Raw genomic sequence first — 18,726 nt, 5'->3', positions numbered from 1 at the left:
ATAATTATTTAGCTCTTAAATTATTAGCTATTTGCCACATTTCATCTGCTGTCTTTATTCCTTTTGAGTTCATCTGAAATGCTCTTTGAGTGGCTATTAAGTCAACAAATTCATCTTGTAAAGAAACATTTGACCTCTCTCTATATCCTTGAACTATATCCACTTTATCAACTTGTTTAATCTGCGCTGCATTAGTTGAAACAAATAAACTATCACCTTCAGAGATAAAATTTTGAGTTCCTATAGGTTGATATAAATTGATTTTGCCTATTTTCTTATTATCTACAGATAAATCTCCATTTCTTGCAACTGTTAAGTTTGTGCTATTTATATTAGTATTGTTATAGTTATATCCTGCATCAAATTGAACATCTAATACATTTCCATTATCATCCACAATCTTACCTAAAGCATCTACATTAAAACCACCATCTCTTGTATATGCATATGTGCCATCTTTTCTTATCACTCTAAAGAATCCCTCTCCATCTATTGCTAAGTCACTGTTACTACCTGTAGGTGCCAATGCACCTTGCTCATAATTTCTCATAGGGGCTGATGCCTTAGCTCCAGTTCCAGTCGATATATCTTTACCATTTGTAGGATATGATGGTCTGTTTAATACTTCATCTACTAAATCAGAGTATTCCATATTTATTTTTTTATATCCATTAGAATCATTATTTGCTATATTGTTAGATATTACGTCTAATTTGCTTTGATTTGCTGACAGAGCTGTTTTACTAGTATAAAACATTGTGTACATAAAAATTCACCTCCTATTATCTATCTTACTGAACCAATCTCACTTGCTATCTTTGCTAATTTGGAGTCCATAGCCTGAATTATTTTTTGATTTGCCTCGTATTCTCTTGATATTGTCATCATATTATTAATTTCAGATACAATATCTACGTTAGAAGATTCTACTGCACTCTGTATTGTAAGTGCATTGTTTGCCTTTATAGCACCTTCTCCAGAATACAAGTTATCTCCTTCTTTTTTTAATTTATTATAATCATTAAAATCTACCATATTAAATTTGTACATAGCATTTCCGTCCAGTGATATTGTATTATCTTTTGCTACTTCAAATTTTTTATTGCCAACATTTATATGTCCTATAGCACCAGTTGCAGTATTTGTCCCAAGTACGTAATATCCTTCACTAGTTATGAGGTCACCTTGATTATCTGTTCTAAAGTTCCCATTTCTTGTATAAAATTGGTTCCCAGCTGCATCACTAACTAGAAAAAAGCCCTTACCTTGGATAGCTACATCCATTTTATTATCAGTTGTTTTTATAGGACCTTGGTTAAAATTGGTGATAGTTTCATCCATAGAAACACCTGGGCTTAATTTACCTATTTCTTGCTTTTGTTTAGTTCCATTTACATAATTATTATAACTATCTAACTGTAATTCATCAAAACTTTTAGTTAGAAGTAATTTATTCTTATATCCATTAGTGTCCATATTTGCCAAGTTATTGACAACAACATTTTGCTTTTGTTGGTTAGTTATCATTGCAGAAACTGCTGTATATAATCCTCTTATCACGTTATGACCTCCTTTTTTGTAAATTATCAGACAATATTATCTATTCTAAAACCTTCATCTCACTTGCATATTTCATACCCAGCGCTCTTGCTTTTTTTTCTATCTCTGCTTTACTCATATCATTATTACTAAAAAGCATTATACATAAAGTTGATATTAATATACCAATACCTATCCCTAAAAGTACTTTTTTATCAAATAATAATGTTCTTATATCTTGTAACAACTCCTTATTAATGATAGTTCACCCTTTCCAATATCTAACATTTTACATATTTCTACATCCTCATACCCTGAATTTATAAGATGTTTTACTTTAAGAGATAGCTCATTTTCTTTTTTTATTTTCTTTTTTGATTCTATAAAAATATTTTCTTTTTTTTCTATATTAGTGTTTATTAAGTTATAATTTTCATAAACTTTCATATGATTATTATTTCTTATTTCAGCAATCACTTTATCTAAAAAAAACCTTCTTTTTTCTGCAACTATCAATCTATCATTTGCTTCATATTCCTGTTCAAATATTTTATCAAAGTATCTGTTGTCTTTATTTTTTGATTCCTTATGTAAATTTGCAATTATAGTTACTATTATCAAAATAGATACTACTATTAATATAATTTGTATCATCACATCAATCACCATCTATATAGAATATTTAAGTTCTTTTATTTTAATTCTTAGGTTTCTTATTGATTTTCTATGGAGTTGTGAAACTCTTGATTCTGAAACACCTAGCACTTTCCCTATCTCCTTTAAATTTAAATCTTCATAATAGTACAGTGAAAGTATTAATTTTTCCTTTTCTCTTAAATTACTAATTGCTTTAGATAGAATATCTAACTTTTCTTCTTCTTCTATTATATTTGCTGGAGTGTAGTCCTCCCTATAACTTATTACATCTTGTATAGTTTCATTTGTATCTTCAAAGATTACATGGTTTAATGACACAATATTTAACATATCTATATTACTCTCAATATCATTGAGTTCCTTTTTTGAAATATTTAATTCATTTGCAATTTCATGTGAAGTTGGTTCTCTTAATAACTCAGCTTGCAATTTTTCTATTACTCTATTATATTTATTTACTTTTGTTAAGTTATGTTTAGAAATTGGACTTTGATTTCTGATTTCATCTAATATAGCAGATTTTATCTTTATATAGGAGTAACTAGAGAATTTCGCTCCTTTTTCAACATCAAATTTATTTATTGCATCAATCAACCCTATGACTCCACTATTTACTAAATCTTGATATTCAAAGCCTTTCCCTGGTATAAAAAACTTTCTTGCTATACTCTTTACAAGGGGCATATTCTCTTTTATTAATTCTTCTCTATTCATTAAATTACGCCTCCTTAGCTTTTAAATATACTAAACATTTTTCTTAGTAAACCTTTGTTATCAATAATCTCTTCTTTTTGCTCATATTTTGGTTGACTTACCATTCTCTTTGCTATAGATATAATGCATTTTGATGCAATACTTGTAGGATATTCTAAAATAAATGGTATCTGTTTCTTTACACATACACTCACTTTTTTATCCTCGATTATATATCCATACAATTCTAAATTAAGATTTAAAAATTTATCTACAACCATATTTATCCTGTGATATGTAGATTTTGCCTCTTCTAAATTAACCACTCTATTGATTATTATATTTGCACTTCTCTTTATGCCAAAATTACTTATGGCTTTTAATAAACTATATGCATCAGTCAATGATGTAGGTTCTGGTGTTGTTATTAAGAAAAATTCAGTACTACAATATATGAATGACAATAGACTTTTACTCATACCAGCACCTGTATCAATTATTATAAAATCAACATCATGAATCTGTTCTATACTATGTATAAACTTATTTCTTTGAGCTTCTGTGAAGTCTTCTATATGATTAAGAGCAGACCCCCCAGAGATTATGTTTACACCATATTTAGTTTGTGAAATTATGTCTTCTATATTTTTTTCGCCATTAATTACATCAATTATAGTTCCTTTTACATTTACACCCATTATTATATCTATATTAGACATTCCTATATCTGCATCTAATATAAGAACTTTTTTATTAAGTTTAGTCAAGCATATAGACAAATTTGTAGCTAAATTACTCTTTCCAACGCCACCTTTACCAGAAGCTATTGTAATTATTTTAGGTGTATTTCTATTCTCTGTAATAAATTCATCAGTTCCCTTTTTTTCTATTGCTATTTTTCTCAAGATTTGAGCTTGGTCCATCATATACTTTCAACTCCTAATAACAATCTTATAATTTTATCTTCATTAGGTTTTATAATATCATCAGGAACATTTTGTCCTGTTGTAATATATGATATTGGTTTTTGTGCATAATTCATTATGTTGAATATTGAGCCATATGTAATTGTTTCATCTAGTTTTGTAATTATTAAACTTTTAAAATTCACATTTCTATATGAATCTATAATTGATTTTGTATCATTTTCTCTTGTTGTACAATTCAAAACTAAATGTATATTATCAGTTTCTGCTTTATCTATAAGATTCTTGATTTCTAGTATTTGCATAGAATTTTTATATCCTCTACCTGTAGTATCTATTAATACAACATCACAATCTTTCATCTCATCAAGTGCCAATTCCATCTCATCAGAGCTTATTACCCCCTTAAAAGGAATATTCATTATGTCAGTATATATTTTTAACTGTTCTACAGCACCAATTCTATAGGTATCTATAGTTATTACGCCTACTTTTTTATTTTCTTCAAATACTAATTTAGCAGCTAACTTCGCTATTGTAGTTGTTTTGCCTACTCCTGGAGGCCCAACTAGAGCAATTTTTCCATTTATTGTTTGATTTTCTATTTTAATCTTTTTCTTTAAACTCTCTACTAAATTTTTACTTGTATCAACTCCATTAAACTTCATTTCTTGTAAATCAGTTCTTATAAATTCTACAATTTCTTCATTTAGCTCTAAATTTAGTAGGTTCTTACATATTTTATCTATATCATTATCATTTTTATTATCAAACCCCATATTACTTATCATTGACTTTAATTGTTCTATCTCTCGTTTTAAATCTTTTTGTTCTATATTGTCTCTCTTTTCCCATCCAATAGTTAATTCAATATCTTTCTTTGAAAAAATACCTCGTATGCCAGATTTTCTTACTTCTTTTTTATCTATTAATGTAATATTGTCACCTAATTCCATTTTGGCTAGATTCATAGCATCCTGAATTGTATCAGCTGTATACTTTTTCGTCATCATATATGCCCACCACACCTTCTGCTTTGATTTTAACATCGTTAGGTATTTCATTTAATGATAATACAGTCAAATTAGGATATACAAGCTCAACTAACTTTCTAAATGGTGCTCTTATCTTTGGTGATACTACTATTACTGGTATATTATGATTGAAATATACATTACTCATTACATCTTGTATACTCTCAAATATTTTATTTGTGTTTTCTGGGTCGACTGCTGGATACGTTCCATTTACAGACCTCTGTAAATTATTAGATACTAGCTCTTCAGTTTCTGGAGACAATGTAGCCACTACAATTGACTTCTCTTCATCGACCAAATTTGTACAAATACTTCTAGCCAAAGATATTCTCACATATTCAGTAAGAAGTTCTATATCTTTGGTATTCCTAGACTGGTCTGCAAGTGTTTCAAGTATTGTAACTCTGTCCTTTATATTTACTTTTTCTCTAAGCAGATTTTTAAGTACTTTTTGAACTTCACCAAGTGTCATTAAATCTGGTATTAACTCATCAACTACAGCACTATAATTTTCTCTTGCTGCATCTATAATAGTCTTAACTTCTTGCCTTCCTAGCAATTCATGTGCATTAGATTTTATTATATCTAGTAAATGAGTTATAAGTATTGTAGATGAATCTACTACTGTATAACCTTTTAATTCTGCATCTTCTACTTTGTCACTTTCTATCCAAAGTGCTTCTATTCCAAAGGTAGGCTCAATCGTCTTTATTCCAAATATATTAAAACCTTGATTCATAGGGTCCATACATAAAATCATATTAGGCATTATCTCATACCCACCAACTACATTACCTTTTATCTTTATATTGTATTGATTTGGATTTAATTGTAAATTATCTCTTATTCTTATAGGTTGTACAACTATACCCATATCTATAGCACACTGTCTTCTTATTGATGCTATTCTCTGAAGTAAATCTCCTCCTGCTGATTCATCAGCCAAAGATATTAGACCATATCCAATTTCTACTTCTATTGCTTCTACATTTATTAAGTTTGTTACATCTTCTACTTCGTTTTTGTCTGGATTCACCATATCAGGTTTTTCAAACTCTAAATCCTCTAAAGTATCTTTCTTTTCTCTTCCTAAAAAATAACCTGCTGCTATTGCACCTATACCCAGTGAAAAAAATGCTGGTTTAGGTAGTCCTGGCATCATACCAAGTACAATTAAAACACATCCAGTCATCATTATTGCCTTTGGTATTGCTGTTAATTGTTTACCTACTAAGTCACCAAAGTTTTCATCAGTAGAGGCTCTTGTTACAATTATCCCTGCTGATGTGGATATTAATAGAGCTGGTATCTGACTTACAAGACCATCCCCTATGGTAAGTCTTACATAGGTCTGTGCTGCACCCATAAGAGTCATATTCAGCATCACAGCGCCTATTACAATTCCTCCTATAATATTTATTGCAGTTACTATAAGACCTGCTATAGCATCTCCTTTTACAAACTTATTGGCACCATCCATAGAACCATAAAAGTCAGCTTCTTGTTGAAGTTCTTTTCTTCTTTTTCTAGCAGTTTTATCATCTATAACTCCTGCATTTAAATCTGCATCTATACTCATCTGCTTACCTGGCATGGCATCTAACGTAAATCTAGCTGTTACTTCAGATACTCTTCCAGAACCATTAGTTATAACAACAAATTGGACAATTAATATAATTAGGAATATAATTATTCCTACTACGTAATTTCCACCTACAACAAAGCTTCCAAATGCTTCTATAACTTCACCTGCATATCCTTGGGTTAGAATCAATCTAGTTGATGAAAGATTTAATCCCAGTCTAAATAGTGTTGTCACAAGTAACACTGTTGGAAATATAGATAAATCAAGTACATTTGTCGTAAATAATGTCATTAATAAAATTAGCACAGATAAACTTATGTTAATTGCCAGTAAAATATCTAATATAAATGTAGGTAATGGCACTATCATCATAAGAACAATTCCTACAACACCAAAAGCCACTATTACATCCATATTTTCCTTTAGATTAAACTTATTCATTACTTATCCTACCTTTTCGGGATTTTGTATCTATTTTTTATCTTATATACTGCTACTAATATTTCTGCAAAAGCTTGATACATATCCTCTGGAATTTCTTGGTCTATTTCTACTTGTTTATATAACAACCTAGCTATAGGTTTATTCTCTATTATAGGGATGTCATTTCCCTTTGCTATTTCTCTTATTTTAAAGGCTAAATAGTCTGCACCTTTTGCCACCACTACTGGAGCTTGGTCCTTCCCTTTTTCATACCTTACTGCTATAGATAAGTGAGTCGGATTGGTTACTATCACAGTGGCACTTGGGACTGCTTGCATAGTCCTTTGGGATGAAATTTGCCTTTGCTTTTGTTTTATCTTAGCTTTTATTTCTGGGTCTCCCTCTGCATTTTTATATTCATCTTTAACTTCTTGCTTTGTCATTCTCAATTGCTTTTTATGATTGTATCTTTGATAAAAGTAATCTGCAACTGCTATAACTACCATAGCTATACAAATTTTACTCAATATGGAATATACTAAATCTTTAACCGTATACATTAAACTAGGTAGGTATATGTTACCTAGCTTTAATATATCTAAGTAATTATCTTGAAAAAATGTATACCCTATATAAGCTAATACAGATATTATTGCTGTATCTTTTATTAAAGTTGATAAGCTCCTCATAGAAAACATATTTTTAAATCCACTAATAGGATTTAATTTTGATAAATTTGGTTTCAAAGTTTCCCCAGTAAACAGGATTCCTACTTGAAATAGGTTAGCTACTATACCTAAAACTAAGAAAGGAATGGCTATTGGTAAAAATGTCTTAAAAAAATCCATTAATCCCACTATAATTAAGTTTTCTAAATTTGAATAATTTATGTTCATATAAAAATTCACACTTAAAAAATGATTAAGTGAAGATTTAAGCGAATCTACTACATATGAAAATAATGTAGGAACTAATAAAGTGAATGCAAATAGAGTCATTGCAACTGGTAACTCTCTACTTTTTGCTATATTACCCTTTTTTCTTTGTTCTCCCTTTTTTTTCGGAGTAGCTTCTTCTGTCTTATCTGTTGAACCCATAAAAAACATTGGAGCTAGGGCAAATGTCCCTTCATACATTTTAGGTATTTGACTTAAGAAATGACTTATCTGGCTAACAATTAAAGGTATTGATATGATAAATAATGCTATACCAACCAATATTTTTAATGGCATACCAACTATCATTACATTTAGTTGGGGTACACTTCTTGATATAAGACCTAAGATAAAATCTGCCATAAGCAGGCAAAGTACAATAGGTATTGCTATTTTGAATCCAGTTATAAAGCACTGTACAAATATGTTTATTATATAGTCTATATTATTATCTACAAATGATTTTCCTATTGGAATTAATTCAAAACTATATCTTATCCCTCGAATTAAAATATGATGTCCATCCATACTAAAAAATATCATTATCGCTGTCCAGTTCATAAGATTATCAATTAAAGTTGTCTGAGTCATTGAGTTTGGGTCAAATATATTAATCATTGATAATCCCATCTGTTGGTCCATCATAGAACCAGCCATTCTGATGCTATAAAAACACAGATTCGTTATATATCCAAGTATAATACCTGTTATAGTTTCATTTATTCCATATAATGTAAACATTATAATATTATCTATATTTGAAACATATTCAATTTGCATAGTACTTGAAATCAATATTGATATAATGATTGCAAAAAGTGACTTAAATAAAGCAGGTGTACTAGCCGGAAATAGTATTCTCAGCGTCCCAAAAAAGGCTACTATTCTAATAAATACAAAAATCATATGTACCCTACCTACTTAGTTATAAGAGATATCATATTAAATATCTCAGAAGTAAAACTAATAAGAGTATGTAACATCCAGCTTCCACCAATAGCTACCACTAAAAGAATGGCTATCAGTTTTGGTACAAAAGTCAATGTTTGCTCCTGGATTTGAGTTGTAGCTTGAAACACACTTATTAAAAGTCCAACTACAAGAGAAACAATTAGTACTGGAGCTGCAATCATAGCTCCTGTAAACATTCCATTTTTAAGAACACTCATTATCATAAATTCACTCATACTATTTTTCTCCTATCCAAAGCCCAATATCAATGTTTTTACTATCAAGTTCCATCCATCCACCATTACAAATAATAGTAACTTAAATGGTAATGATATCATAACTGGAGGCAACATAAACATCCCCATAGACATCAGAACACTTGCAACAACAAGGTCTATTATCAAAAATGGTATGTATATCAAAAAACCTATTTGAAAAGCAGTTTTTAATTCACTTATAGCAAATGCTGGAACTACAACAGATAATGGTATATTTTCACGAGTTATTTTTTTTTCTTTTAAACCAGCTTGTTCCACAAATAAATCCAAGTCTGTTTGTCGAGTTTGCTTCAATAAAAATTCTTTAATAGGTCCTTCTGCTTCTTTCATAGCTTTTTCCATAGTAATTTCTTCTTTAATATATGGTTGTAATGCCTTTTCGTTTATTTCATTTAATACTGGTCTCATTATAAATATTGTCAATACTATTGCAAGCCCTACCAAGACCTGACTTGGGATTGCCTGCTGTGCTCCTAATGCTGATTTTAAAAATGATAAACTTATGACTATTCTGACAAAGCTTGTCATCATAAACATTACAAATGGTAAAAACATTAATGCAGTTAGAAATAAAAATAATTGCATTGAACTTGTATATGGTACATCAGCCAAAGGTAATTTTGATAATAGTTCCATTTACTTATCTTCCTTTTTTGTAAATTTTCCAATATATTTACTGAAATCATATTTCGTTTTAATTCTTTCCATTTTAAAATCTTGGATTTTAAAATTTCTTTCTTTAATATCAGCTTCTATCTTTGATATTTCTTCCTTTGTCAAATCTTTTATCTTATTCATACTAGACGAAGAAGATGCAACAATACATCCTTCTTCACCTACCTTCAAAATTATTATGCTATTGTTTTTATTTATACTTACAATGTCTAATATCTTTACATATTTATCATTGTATTTTTTTAATAAACTTCCTTGGCTAATTTTTAAAGATAAGACTATCAATATTAAAATTATTGGAATACATATTAATATCTTTAATAAATAAAGTATCATGTCTTACCATCCTTTATTGCACTACTATATTTGTAAAATATATATTTTGAATTACATTTCCACCTAGGTGTGTATTTAATGTATTTTTTATTTCTTCTTTTATGTTATTTAAATTCTCAGCTGCAAAATCGTCTGCTCTTTTTGCCATAAGGCAATTTATGATATTGTCTCTGATTAAAGGTGTATTTTTTTCTATATCCTTATATGAAGAATCATAAGATACAGTTATTGATACTTTTAGATATCTTACACCTTCATCAGCTAGTTTCAACACCATTTCTTCTAAATCAAGATTTTCTGTTTTTATTTCGCCTTTATCTTTTCCTGTTGGAATAAATGAGCTTATAATTTTAGTAATTTGCTTATTTCCTCCATCACCTAATAAAAAAAACCCTGCTCCTGCTGAGAAAATAATTAGTATCAAAATAATTAGAAAAATTTTTTTATTTTTGAACAAATCTCTTCCTCCTAGTCGATAGTTATAAGTATATTAACTCTTCTATTCTCAGCTCTTCCTTTTGCTGTTTCGTTTGAAACCAAAGGCTGATACTCTCCACATCCTGTTGCTGAAAATAGTTTAGGGTCCATTCCCTTTTCTTCTACAAAGTATCTTACAACACTTACTGCTCTACTAGAAGATAAATCCCAATTGGATTCATGTGTACTTGATTTCACAGGTACATTATCAGTATGACCTTCTATAACTATCTTATTTTTCATCATTTTTATCATGTCATATACTTTATTGAGAGTAGCTTTACTATTGACTTTTAACTCCGAAATCCCAGAGTCAAATAGTATTGAATCATCTAACTCTAGTAAAATCCCTCTACTATCATCTTTTACTGTTACACTATTTTGTAAGTTAGAATTATTAACCTTATCTTTTAAATCTTGCTCTAAATTTGATTTATCACTTTTATCCACTAGAGTACTATCTATTGGTGATTTATCACTTGTACTTGAGCCTGTATTAAACATACTTATTCCAGAAAACTGACCTTTTAATGCATTTGATATATTTTTGAATTTTTCCATATCCACAACTGATGTAGCATACAATAATACAAAAAACGTAAGAATCAGTGTTATTGTATCAGCATAAGTAGCTAGCCATGCATCTGGATTTATATCATCCTTCTTCTTATTTTTTTTACGCCCCATTACTCATTGCTCTTTCTGTATTTTTATTGGTTTTTGTAAACTGTAATTTCTCACTTCTTGAAAGGTATGTTGCTAAACGTTCTTCAACCACTATACTGCTTTCACCAGATTGTATGCTTATTATTCCTTCTAACATCATTTCTTTCATATAAACTTCTTTTTCTGTTTTTTCATCTATATTATATGCAATTGGATTTAAAGCGATATTAGCAAGTAAAGAACCATAGAATGTTGTAATTAATGCCTTTCCCATACCAGATGCTATTAAGTCTGGAGATGTAAGGTCAGATAGCATTTGTATAAGACCTATTAATGTCCCCAACATCCCAAAAGCTGGTGCAAAAGTACCCCAAGTTTTAAATATCTTAGAATATCTGTTGTTTGTATCTTCAATAGAATCTATCTCTAATTCTAATATAGACCTTATCTCATTTACTTCCAGACCATCAATACATAACTCTAATCCTTTTCTCATGAATGGGTCTTGTATTTTCATTACATCACTTTCTATTGATAGAAGCCCTTCTTTTCTGGCCTTTTTAGAAAGTGCTTTAAATTGATTTAATAAATCTAATTTTGATACACTCGTTGTCTTAAATGAGTATTGAAGTGCATTTTTTATAAGTTTCATATCCTCAAAAGTAAATGTAATCATTAACGCTCCAAACGACCCAAATACTGTGATTAGTATTGATGCAAAATCAAAGAAGCTTTTTAATCCTGAACTACTTCCTTTTACAGCTCCAAATAAAACTAATACTGTAGATAATATTAGTCCAATAAATGTCAGTGAATCTGTTTTTTTCATTATTTTTCGCTCCTAATATAACCTACATTTATTTTCCTTTTATATTTTATTACTTTATCTACTATCTCATCTACTGACTCTTTTACAAGGTTTTTTTCCCCTGTTGTAAGTAAAATTCTGCTCTCTGGTACAGAATCAATTCTTACTATAAGGTCTGAGTTTAATATGTAACTTCTTCCATTTAAATCTGTTACTCTTATCATAATATGTACCTACTATCTCTTAAGACTTATTATCTCTTGTAGGATTTCATCTGATGTTGATATTATTTTGCTGTTTGCTTGGAAAGACCTACTTGCTATTATCATTTCTGTGAATTCTTCTGCTATGTCTACATTGGAAGCTTCTATTGCTCCTTGTATTATTGTTCCTGTAGCTCCTGCTATTTGTGGGTCTCCTGAGTTTGCTGATGGCTTGAATAAGTTTCCTCCTTCAGCATCTAGTCCTGCTGGGTTTTGGAATGCATATGTTTGTACTTTTTGAATTTTTCCATCATTAATTTGTATTGCTGTACCAGCAGCATTCTTTGCTGGTGTTCCTACCACAGAATTAGCAGCTATTTCATATACAAATTGTGTTCTTTGACCATCACTTAATAAAAATTCTATTGTTCCATCCTTTGATATATTATATTCCAATACATTTTGAACTGTACCGTCTTTGGGACTTACACTTTGAAGAGGTATTACAATAGGTTCTTTTCCTTCTGCAGTAGCATTCTTAGTAAATTCACCAGTGGCAGCAGTATATGTACCCTTATAAACCTCGCCTTGTAACATATACCCATCACCATTTACAAGTCTTCCTCCCAAAATACCTTGCAAAGCTCCTGCTGCTGCTTTAAATCCTGTATCTAAATTAAAAGAACCATCTCTTGTATACATAACTGTACCTTGCCTTACTACTGGAAGATATCCATCTCCATCTATCATTAAATCTGATGGTCTATTGGTTGGTTGTACATTTCCTTGTGTCATATCTTTATTTATACTTGATATCTTACTACCTACACCTACTTGACCTAAGTTTGTTCCTCCTAATGCAGCTGTTGGAGCACTTGCATATAATACAGTTTGATAAAATGAATCTGTTATTCTAGCAGAACTTTTCTTAAAAGCAGTAGTCCCTGCATTTGCTACATTATTACCTATTACATCTAGTTTTGTTTGGTTTGCTTTCATTCCACTTACACCTGAATACATTGCTTTTATCATGAATATTCCTCTTTTCTAGTTTAATATTATACTTCTTCTGGAGAACTTTCTTCTTCTCCTGATTCTGGAGGATTTTCCTCTTCATCTGAATTTGTGTTTACTTCTCCTATTTTAAGTAATTTTTCATATTTAACATCTACAGTTTTATCACTACCTTCTACTTTCAGTTCTAAGTGTACCTCTCCATCTTTTATATATGTGGACTTTACTACACCTACAATATTTTCATCTTCTTTTTCTTCTCCAGATACCTCTACTTCTTTACCAATTAATGATGTTGCCATGCTTAATGCAGAATTTATTAGAGTAGAGTTGCTTAAAGCTAAAAGTACATCTAACTTATCATTCATAGCAGACATCTTTTCTAAAGTCGCAAACTGAGCTAATTGTGATACATACTCTGTTGGGTCTTGTGGATTCATTGGGTCTTGATTACCCATTTGTGCTACAAGTATTTTCATAAATAAATCTTTATCAGCATCGTCCCCCTGCCCTATAATTGGAGTCCCATTATCTGTTACTGTCTGATTTCCTTTACTTCTAACTTGTTTATTCGCAATATCATTAGTATTTCTTTCAAGCTGGTTTAAGTTATTTGACCTATAGTTTCCTTGAGTACCGGCTAAAGCTGTTGCTGCTCCGTACATACAATACTTCCCCCTTATTAAGCTAATAAATCTACTCTATCATCATCAATAATATTTTCTTTAATCTCATCTTCTATGACTACATTGTTATGCTTATTATTTGTGCCTTGTTTATTCATATTTTCTTGGTTATTTTGTCTATTCTGTTGTTCAAATGCTTTATCAAAAGTATCTGATGTATTTCTATTGTCACTATGCATTTGCACAGATACATCTTTTATATTCACATTTGTAAGTTCCAGATGTTGCTTTAAATCTGTAATATTTTTATTTATAGAGTCAAATACATCTTTATTAAAAACAGTCACAACAGCTTTCATACTCTCACTATCTTTCAGTAATTGTATATTCATGTCTCCCAACTCTTTTGGTCTTAATTTAATTGTTAGCTCTTGTATATCATTTGTTTTCATATGTTTGATAGCTTTAATAGAATCATCCATGACATTTGATTCTATATGTTTTAAATTAACATTATCACTTTTAGTTTTGTTTATATCCATACTTTTATTTATTCCTTGGCTAAAGTTTCCGCTCTTATTTCCATTAGCCCCTGCTAGTTTTTCTAAAATATCAGAACTATCATCTCTTTGCTTATTTAAGTTAAGATTGTCCATTCTATTACTATCAAAATTGTATAAATCTATGCTTTTAGTATCTTTCTCTGTAGTTTTACTAATCACTTCAAAGTCTTCATTGACATTATTGTCTAAAAGCTCTCTTAATTTCATCATATCTAAATTTTGCACATCATCAGATTTATTTGTATTAGTCTTATTTAACTCTGCATTCTGATTTACAATCTTATTTAACATATTTTTATTAAGTTTAATTTCTTGCTTCAATTCATCTGATACATTCAACTTTTCTATATCATTTAATATAGAGTTTATATCTTTGTCTTTCTTATCATTATTTTTTAATAGATTTAGAAGTTGTTGTAATATATCATTAATCTTACTGTAATCTTTTTCATATGTATTTTCTTCTTCTAGCTGGCTACCTTTATCTTCAAAATGACACTCATTATCACTATCTTCCGATTTATTTGAGTTAACATTTTGATTACTTGTTTCTTTTCTATCTTTAACTGTTTTATTGTCTGTTGCCTTATATAAATTGTCTTCAAATTTATTCTTTTTTATATCTTTATCCTTAGATGAACTTTTTTTATTCCCAATATCTTTAATAATATTATAAGAATCTGCTTGTATCTTCATACAATAATATCCTCACTTCCTACTATTCTTATAAAACTTGTCTATTTCTCAAATAACTCATACTTGCAAACTCATCATTAGTTTTTTGTTCTTTTAAATTTTCTTCTCTATAATACTGACCATACTTTTTTTCCTTTAGTTTCTCTAATGATTTTCTTTCTATTTGTTTGTCTATAAGCTGTTTTCTAGCTTTTTCAAGTTCATTTGTTGATTTATCTAGTTCCTCTGATAAATCCATTATAGAGTTATTTAGAGCTAACAAATAATTAATAGTTATCTTTTGATTTTGAATACTATCGTTGTCTTTACTTATAGAATATTTACTATAATTACTTTCTAAGTTTTCCAAGTTATTCTCTATATTTATTTTTTTTTGTTGAATTTTAGCAAATTCCATTTTTATCTTTTCTTCGTCTTTCATTTTTAAGTCTAAAACTTTCTGTAATCTAAACTTAAAGTTCTTATCCAATTTCATCACAACCTATTCAGATATTTTTTTAAATTGTTTATTCAAATATTCTTTTCAAACTACTTTCAGTTTCATCAAAAGAACTCTTTTCATTTATCCCTTGTTTTAAAAAATTAATAATATGCTCATGATAGTAGATTGCTTCATCTATTTTTTTATTGGTACCAGAAGCATATGCGCCTATATTTATCAAATCTTCCGCCTCTCTATACTCAGAAAGCATATCTCTTGCAAATGAAGCTACTTGTATATCTTCTTTTGAAGCAATCTCATTCATAAGTCTACTCAAACTATTCAAGACATCTATAGAAGGATAATGGTTCTTGTTTGCCAAATCTCTAGATAAAACTATATGACCATCAAGTATTCCTCTTGTCGTATCTGCTATTGGCTCATTAAAGTCATCTCCATCAACTAATACTGTATAAAATGCAGTAATAGAGCCTTTATCTGATGTGCCTGTTCTCTCCATAAGTTTTGGTAAAATTGCAAATACAGAGGGTGTATATCCTTTTTGTGCTGGTGGCTCTCCTATTGCTATTCCTACTTCCCTTTGTGCCATAGCAAATCTAGTTACTGAATCCATCATAAGTATTACTTTTTTGCCCTGGTCTCTAAAATACTCAGCTATTGCAGTAGCAGTAAGAGCACCTTTAAGTCTAACCAAAGGAGCTTTATCTGATGTCGCACATACAACAACAGATTTTTTCATTCCTTCTTCACCTAAATCTTTATCTATAAAATCTAATACTTCTCTTCCTCTTTCTCCAACAAGAGCAATTACATTCACATCTGCTTTTGCATTTCTAGCAATCATACCTAGAGTTGTACTCTTACCTACTCCACTCCCTGCAAATATTCCTATTCTTTGTCCTTCACCACAAGTAGTAAATGCATCTATTGCTCTTACGCCTGTTTCCATTATATTTCGTATTTTTTTTCTCTTCATTGGATCAGGAGGTTCATTATTCAAGTTGTATCTATCTCCTAAAACAACTTCTGAGTTGTCTATAGGATTTCCAAGACCATCAAGTACTTTTCCTAATAAATTATCACTACACATAACACTTAGAGGTATCCCCTTGGAAATAACTTTACAACCAGGTGCTATTAATGTTAACTCTCCTAATGCCATTAAAATTACTTCTTTGTCTTTAAAACCTACTACTTCACAGTTTACTGTCTTATTGACTTGATTGTATATAACACATAACTCTCCAACAAAAGCTTTTATCCCTTCAACTTCTACAGTAAGCCCTATTATCTTCTTAACTCTACCTTCTGATATAGTAAGTTCTAAATTTTCTATTTTCTTATTTATTTTGTCAAAATCTATAGATATATCAGTTTTATACATACTTTATTCACCAAGCAATTCTTCTTTTAGTTTTTCCATAGCACAATCAACACCAACTATTATTCTTCCATTTTCCTTTTGTATAATAGCATTTCCTTTATCTATACTATCATCTGCAATAACAAATACACTTGACTTCAATGATGTCTCTTCTTTGAATAGCTCAAACTCTTTCTCTATATTATCTTTATAGAAAGAATTGCATTTTACTATGAATGAACTACTTCCTTCATAATCTTGAATAATTTGCTTTAACAAGTCACTCATAGATTCTTCATCTTCAAAATGCTTTTTTAGAACAGAGCTAGCCATATTGATAGCAAGCCTTATAATTTCTTTGTTTTTTTCCTTTATGTACTCAGTCATTTTCTCATTAGCCTGTAATAAAATTAAATTTGCTTGATTTCTTATAAAATCTGCTTCATCTTTAGCTTTTTGGGTATATTCATCATAGGATTCTTTATATCCATCTTCATATCCATTTTTTTGACCTTGGCTATATCCTTTTTCATAAGCTTGTTTTTCTATATTTTGTGCATTTGTTTTTGCTTCTTCTAATATTTCATTCTTTTTTATCTCAGCAGATTCTATAGCTTCTTTTATTACTTCATCTCTAAATCTACAATCATTTTCTTCATTTATATTTGTTTCTCCCAGTCTAGCTTTATCTATTATAGATAAATCTAAAACTCCTTTATATGATGCTTTTTCACTTTTAATAATTTTATTATTCAACAAAGTCATCACCAAAATTCCTTACAATAGTTATGGCACCTTCTCTTTCAAGTTTTCTTACACTATTTACTATTTTTTGTTGAGCACCTTCAACTTGTGCAACTTTTATGACACCAACCATTTCCATTTCTTCTTTAAGTGCTTCTGCTGCTCTAGAAGATTGATTTCTATATACAGCATCTGAAATTTCGTCATCCACACCTTTTAAAGCATAGACTAAATCCTTCATAGTTACTTCTTTTAATACTTTTTGTATGCTCATATCATCTAGTTTGACAATATCTTCAAATACAAATATATGAGATTTAATTTGGGCTGCTAAAGCTGGGTCTTTTTCTTCAACAGTATTCAAAATATTCTTTTCTGTTTTTCTATCAGAATTAAGTAATATTTGAACTAGAGCAGCTATTCCACCATAATCTTTAAAATCTTCACCACTTATTGAATGTAATTTATTTTCTAATGAATTTTCAATTACTTTTATAACTTCTGGAGATATTGCCCCCATTGAACTTATTCTCATAGCTACCTCATTCTGTAAATTTAAATCTAAATGAGCTAAAACTTCTGCACCATCTTGTGGTTCCATATGTGCAAGTAAAATAGCTATGGTCTGTGCACTTTCATTTCTAAGTATTTCTAATATCTTCTTTGTATCTAACTTTATAATATGTTTAAAAGGCTTTGTACTTGTATCTATTGATATACCTTCAAGTAATTTATTTGCTTTAGAATTTCCCAATGCATTACTCAGCAATTCTCTTGCATATTCCAGCCCACCTTCTATAACATAATCTTTAGCTTTATTTATTTCTACAAACTCTTTTAATATTTCTCTTCTTTCTTTTGAAGCTATTGAAGAAATATTTGCAATTTCCAAACCTATTTTTTGAACTTGTTTATCTGGAAGGCTTTTTATTATATCACTAGACACAGTTGGTCCTAATGTCATCAAAAGTACAGCAGCTTTTTTTAAACCTTCGCCTTCTATTTTTTCATTTTGCTCTTTTTCACTTTCACTTATATCACTTAAATCAAATGCACTAACATTTGTAATTTCTGTGGACACATTCTATC

General features: G+C 29.6%; 23 protein-coding genes. All 23 read right to left on the bottom strand.

What is annotated here, in order from left to right; genetic code table 11:
• Positions 1–4: 4 nt before the first annotated feature.
• The 23 genes from ACTG47_RS01960 to fliG are packed head-to-tail and all read right to left on the bottom strand — an operon-like array spanning position 5 to position 18,718.
• On the bottom strand, positions 5–766 hold the full coding sequence (locus ACTG47_RS01960) for a flagellar hook-basal body complex protein (RefSeq protein WP_479925903.1): 762 nt from the start codon (positions 764–766) through the stop codon (positions 5–7).
• Between the two features lie 20 nt (positions 767–786).
• Positions 787–1,560, bottom strand: a complete 774-nt coding sequence (locus ACTG47_RS01955; protein ID WP_479925902.1) for a flagellar hook-basal body complex protein — start codon at positions 1,558–1,560, stop codon at positions 787–789.
• Positions 1,561–1,600: 40 nt separating this feature from the next.
• Positions 1,601–1,786, bottom strand: a complete 186-nt coding sequence (locus ACTG47_RS01950) for a flagellar protein (RefSeq protein WP_169467583.1) — start codon at positions 1,784–1,786, stop codon at positions 1,601–1,603.
• Positions 1,771–2,193 carry a flagellar protein gene (locus ACTG47_RS01945; RefSeq protein WP_479925901.1) on the bottom strand — a complete coding sequence of 141 codons (423 nt, stop codon included), beginning with the start codon at positions 2,191–2,193 and terminating at the stop codon, positions 1,771–1,773. Before ACTG47_RS01945 ends, ACTG47_RS01950 begins: the two co-directional genes overlap by 16 nt.
• Positions 2,194–2,208: 15 nt before the next feature.
• Positions 2,209–2,910, bottom strand: coding sequence for a sigma-70 family RNA polymerase sigma factor (locus ACTG47_RS01940; RefSeq protein ID WP_479925900.1), 702 nt, complete (start codon positions 2,908–2,910; stop codon positions 2,209–2,211).
• Between the two features lie 14 nt (positions 2,911–2,924).
• Positions 2,925–3,815, bottom strand: coding sequence for a MinD/ParA family protein (locus ACTG47_RS01935; protein ID WP_479925899.1), 891 nt, complete (start codon positions 3,813–3,815; stop codon positions 2,925–2,927).
• A complete protein-coding gene (gene flhF / locus ACTG47_RS01930; protein ID WP_479925898.1) occupies positions 3,812–4,828 on the bottom strand; it encodes a flagellar biosynthesis GTPase FlhF in 1,017 nt (338 codons plus the stop codon). The genes ACTG47_RS01935 and flhF overlap by 4 nt, the downstream gene beginning before the upstream one ends.
• Positions 4,803–6,878 carry a flagellar biosynthesis protein FlhA gene (flhA, locus tag ACTG47_RS01925; protein ID WP_479925897.1) on the bottom strand — a complete coding sequence of 692 codons (2,076 nt, stop codon included), beginning with the start codon at positions 6,876–6,878 and terminating at the stop codon, positions 4,803–4,805. Before flhA ends, flhF begins: the two co-directional genes overlap by 26 nt.
• An 8-nt stretch (positions 6,879–6,886) precedes the next feature.
• Complete coding sequence (locus ACTG47_RS01920; protein WP_479925896.1) at positions 6,887–8,701, bottom strand: fused FliR family export protein/FlhB family type III secretion system protein; 1,815 nt, start codon at positions 8,699–8,701, stop codon at positions 6,887–6,889.
• An 11-nt stretch (positions 8,702–8,712) separates the two neighbouring features.
• On the bottom strand, positions 8,713–8,982 hold the full coding sequence (gene fliQ, locus ACTG47_RS01915) for a flagellar biosynthesis protein FliQ (RefSeq protein ID WP_003435976.1): 270 nt from the start codon (positions 8,980–8,982) through the stop codon (positions 8,713–8,715).
• A 12-nt stretch (positions 8,983–8,994) separates the two neighbouring features.
• On the bottom strand, positions 8,995–9,660 hold the full coding sequence (gene fliP / locus ACTG47_RS01910) for a flagellar type III secretion system pore protein FliP (RefSeq protein ID WP_479925895.1): 666 nt from the start codon (positions 9,658–9,660) through the stop codon (positions 8,995–8,997).
• Positions 9,661–10,035 (bottom strand): flagellar biosynthetic protein FliO, encoded by a 375-nt coding sequence (locus ACTG47_RS01905; protein ID WP_169467407.1) that lies wholly within the window; start codon positions 10,033–10,035, stop codon positions 9,661–9,663.
• A 13-nt stretch (positions 10,036–10,048) separates the two neighbouring features.
• The gene (locus ACTG47_RS01900; RefSeq protein WP_169467409.1) at positions 10,049–10,492 is read right to left on the bottom strand and encodes a flagellar basal body-associated FliL family protein; all 444 of its coding nucleotides are present in this window, start codon (positions 10,490–10,492) and stop codon (positions 10,049–10,051) included.
• Positions 10,493–10,503: 11 nt separating this feature from the next.
• A complete protein-coding gene (locus tag ACTG47_RS01895; RefSeq protein WP_219673462.1) occupies positions 10,504–11,199 on the bottom strand; it encodes an OmpA family protein in 696 nt (231 codons plus the stop codon).
• Positions 11,189–12,007: a motility protein A gene (locus tag ACTG47_RS01890; protein ID WP_054268816.1), complete on the bottom strand. Its 819-nt coding sequence runs from the start codon at positions 12,005–12,007 to the stop codon at positions 11,189–11,191. Before ACTG47_RS01890 ends, ACTG47_RS01895 begins: the two co-directional genes overlap by 11 nt.
• Positions 12,007–12,210 (bottom strand): flagellar FlbD family protein, encoded by a 204-nt coding sequence (locus ACTG47_RS01885; protein WP_054268815.1) that lies wholly within the window; start codon positions 12,208–12,210, stop codon positions 12,007–12,009. The genes ACTG47_RS01890 and ACTG47_RS01885 overlap by 1 nt, the downstream gene beginning before the upstream one ends.
• Before the next feature lie 12 nt (positions 12,211–12,222).
• Positions 12,223–13,221 (bottom strand): flagellar hook-basal body protein, encoded by a 999-nt coding sequence (locus ACTG47_RS01880; RefSeq protein WP_479925894.1) that lies wholly within the window; start codon positions 13,219–13,221, stop codon positions 12,223–12,225.
• A 26-nt stretch (positions 13,222–13,247) separates the two neighbouring features.
• The gene (locus tag ACTG47_RS01875) at positions 13,248–13,868 is read right to left on the bottom strand and encodes a flagellar hook assembly protein FlgD (protein WP_479925893.1); all 621 of its coding nucleotides are present in this window, start codon (positions 13,866–13,868) and stop codon (positions 13,248–13,250) included.
• 17 nt (positions 13,869–13,885) lie between these two features.
• A complete protein-coding gene (locus ACTG47_RS01870) occupies positions 13,886–15,088 on the bottom strand; it encodes a flagellar hook-length control protein FliK (RefSeq protein WP_479925892.1) in 1,203 nt (400 codons plus the stop codon).
• 28 nt (positions 15,089–15,116) lie between these two features.
• Entirely contained in the window at positions 15,117–15,563 is a 447-nt protein-coding gene (fliJ, locus tag ACTG47_RS01865; RefSeq protein ID WP_479925891.1) for a flagellar export protein FliJ, read from the bottom strand.
• 31 nt (positions 15,564–15,594) lie between these two features.
• Positions 15,595–16,914 (bottom strand): flagellar protein export ATPase FliI, encoded by a 1,320-nt coding sequence (gene fliI, locus ACTG47_RS01860; RefSeq protein WP_479925890.1) that lies wholly within the window; start codon positions 16,912–16,914, stop codon positions 15,595–15,597.
• 3 nt (positions 16,915–16,917) lie between these two features.
• Entirely contained in the window at positions 16,918–17,658 is a 741-nt protein-coding gene (locus ACTG47_RS01855) for a FliH/SctL family protein (protein WP_479925889.1), read from the bottom strand.
• Positions 17,642–18,718 (bottom strand): flagellar motor switch protein FliG, encoded by a 1,077-nt coding sequence (gene fliG / locus ACTG47_RS01850; protein ID WP_479925888.1) that lies wholly within the window; start codon positions 18,716–18,718, stop codon positions 17,642–17,644. The genes ACTG47_RS01855 and fliG overlap by 17 nt, the downstream gene beginning before the upstream one ends.
• Positions 18,719–18,726: the final 8 nt, after the last annotated feature.

It is taken from the genome of Clostridioides sp. LIBA-6622 (assembly GCF_056716095.1).
Note: the sequence above shows the minus strand (reverse complement) of the source record. Positions and strands in the feature narration are given on the sequence as shown.

Excerpts from the sequence above, each read along its gene's own strand:
- ACTG47_RS01960 (WP_479925903.1), bottom strand. The coding sequence starts at position 766 with ATGTACACAATGTTTTATACTAGTAAAACAGCTCTGTCAGCAAATCAA.
- ACTG47_RS01945 (WP_479925901.1), bottom strand. The coding sequence starts at position 2,193 with ATGATACAAATTATATTAATAGTAGTATCTATTTTGATAATAGTAACT.
- ACTG47_RS01940 (WP_479925900.1), bottom strand. The coding sequence starts at position 2,910 with ATGAATAGAGAAGAATTAATAAAAGAGAATATGCCCCTTGTAAAGAGT.
- ACTG47_RS01935 (WP_479925899.1), bottom strand. The coding sequence starts at position 3,815 with ATGATGGACCAAGCTCAAATCTTGAGAAAAATAGCAATAGAAAAAAAG.
- flhF (WP_479925898.1), bottom strand. The coding sequence starts at position 4,828 with ATGATGACGAAAAAGTATACAGCTGATACAATTCAGGATGCTATGAAT.
- flhA (WP_479925897.1), bottom strand. The coding sequence starts at position 6,878 with ATGAATAAGTTTAATCTAAAGGAAAATATGGATGTAATAGTGGCTTTT.
- ACTG47_RS01920 (WP_479925896.1), bottom strand. The coding sequence starts at position 8,701 with ATGATTTTTGTATTTATTAGAATAGTAGCCTTTTTTGGGACGCTGAGA.
- fliQ (WP_003435976.1), bottom strand. The coding sequence starts at position 8,982 with ATGAGTGAATTTATGATAATGAGTGTTCTTAAAAATGGAATGTTTACA.
- fliP (WP_479925895.1), bottom strand. The coding sequence starts at position 9,660 with ATGGAACTATTATCAAAATTACCTTTGGCTGATGTACCATATACAAGT.
- ACTG47_RS01905 (WP_169467407.1), bottom strand. The coding sequence starts at position 10,035 with ATGATACTTTATTTATTAAAGATATTAATATGTATTCCAATAATTTTA.
- ACTG47_RS01895 (WP_219673462.1), bottom strand. The coding sequence starts at position 11,199 with ATGGGGCGTAAAAAAAATAAGAAGAAGGATGATATAAATCCAGATGCA.
- ACTG47_RS01890 (WP_054268816.1), bottom strand. The coding sequence starts at position 12,007 with ATGAAAAAAACAGATTCACTGACATTTATTGGACTAATATTATCTACA.
- ACTG47_RS01885 (WP_054268815.1), bottom strand. The coding sequence starts at position 12,210 with ATGATAAGAGTAACAGATTTAAATGGAAGAAGTTACATATTAAACTCA.
- ACTG47_RS01880 (WP_479925894.1), bottom strand. The coding sequence starts at position 13,221 with ATGATAAAAGCAATGTATTCAGGTGTAAGTGGAATGAAAGCAAACCAA.
- ACTG47_RS01875 (WP_479925893.1), bottom strand. The coding sequence starts at position 13,868 with ATGTACGGAGCAGCAACAGCTTTAGCCGGTACTCAAGGAAACTATAGG.
- ACTG47_RS01870 (WP_479925892.1), bottom strand. The coding sequence starts at position 15,088 with ATGAAGATACAAGCAGATTCTTATAATATTATTAAAGATATTGGGAAT.
- fliJ (WP_479925891.1), bottom strand. The coding sequence starts at position 15,563 with ATGAAATTGGATAAGAACTTTAAGTTTAGATTACAGAAAGTTTTAGAC.
- fliI (WP_479925890.1), bottom strand. The coding sequence starts at position 16,914 with ATGTATAAAACTGATATATCTATAGATTTTGACAAAATAAATAAGAAA.
- ACTG47_RS01855 (WP_479925889.1), bottom strand. The coding sequence starts at position 17,658 with ATGACTTTGTTGAATAATAAAATTATTAAAAGTGAAAAAGCATCATAT.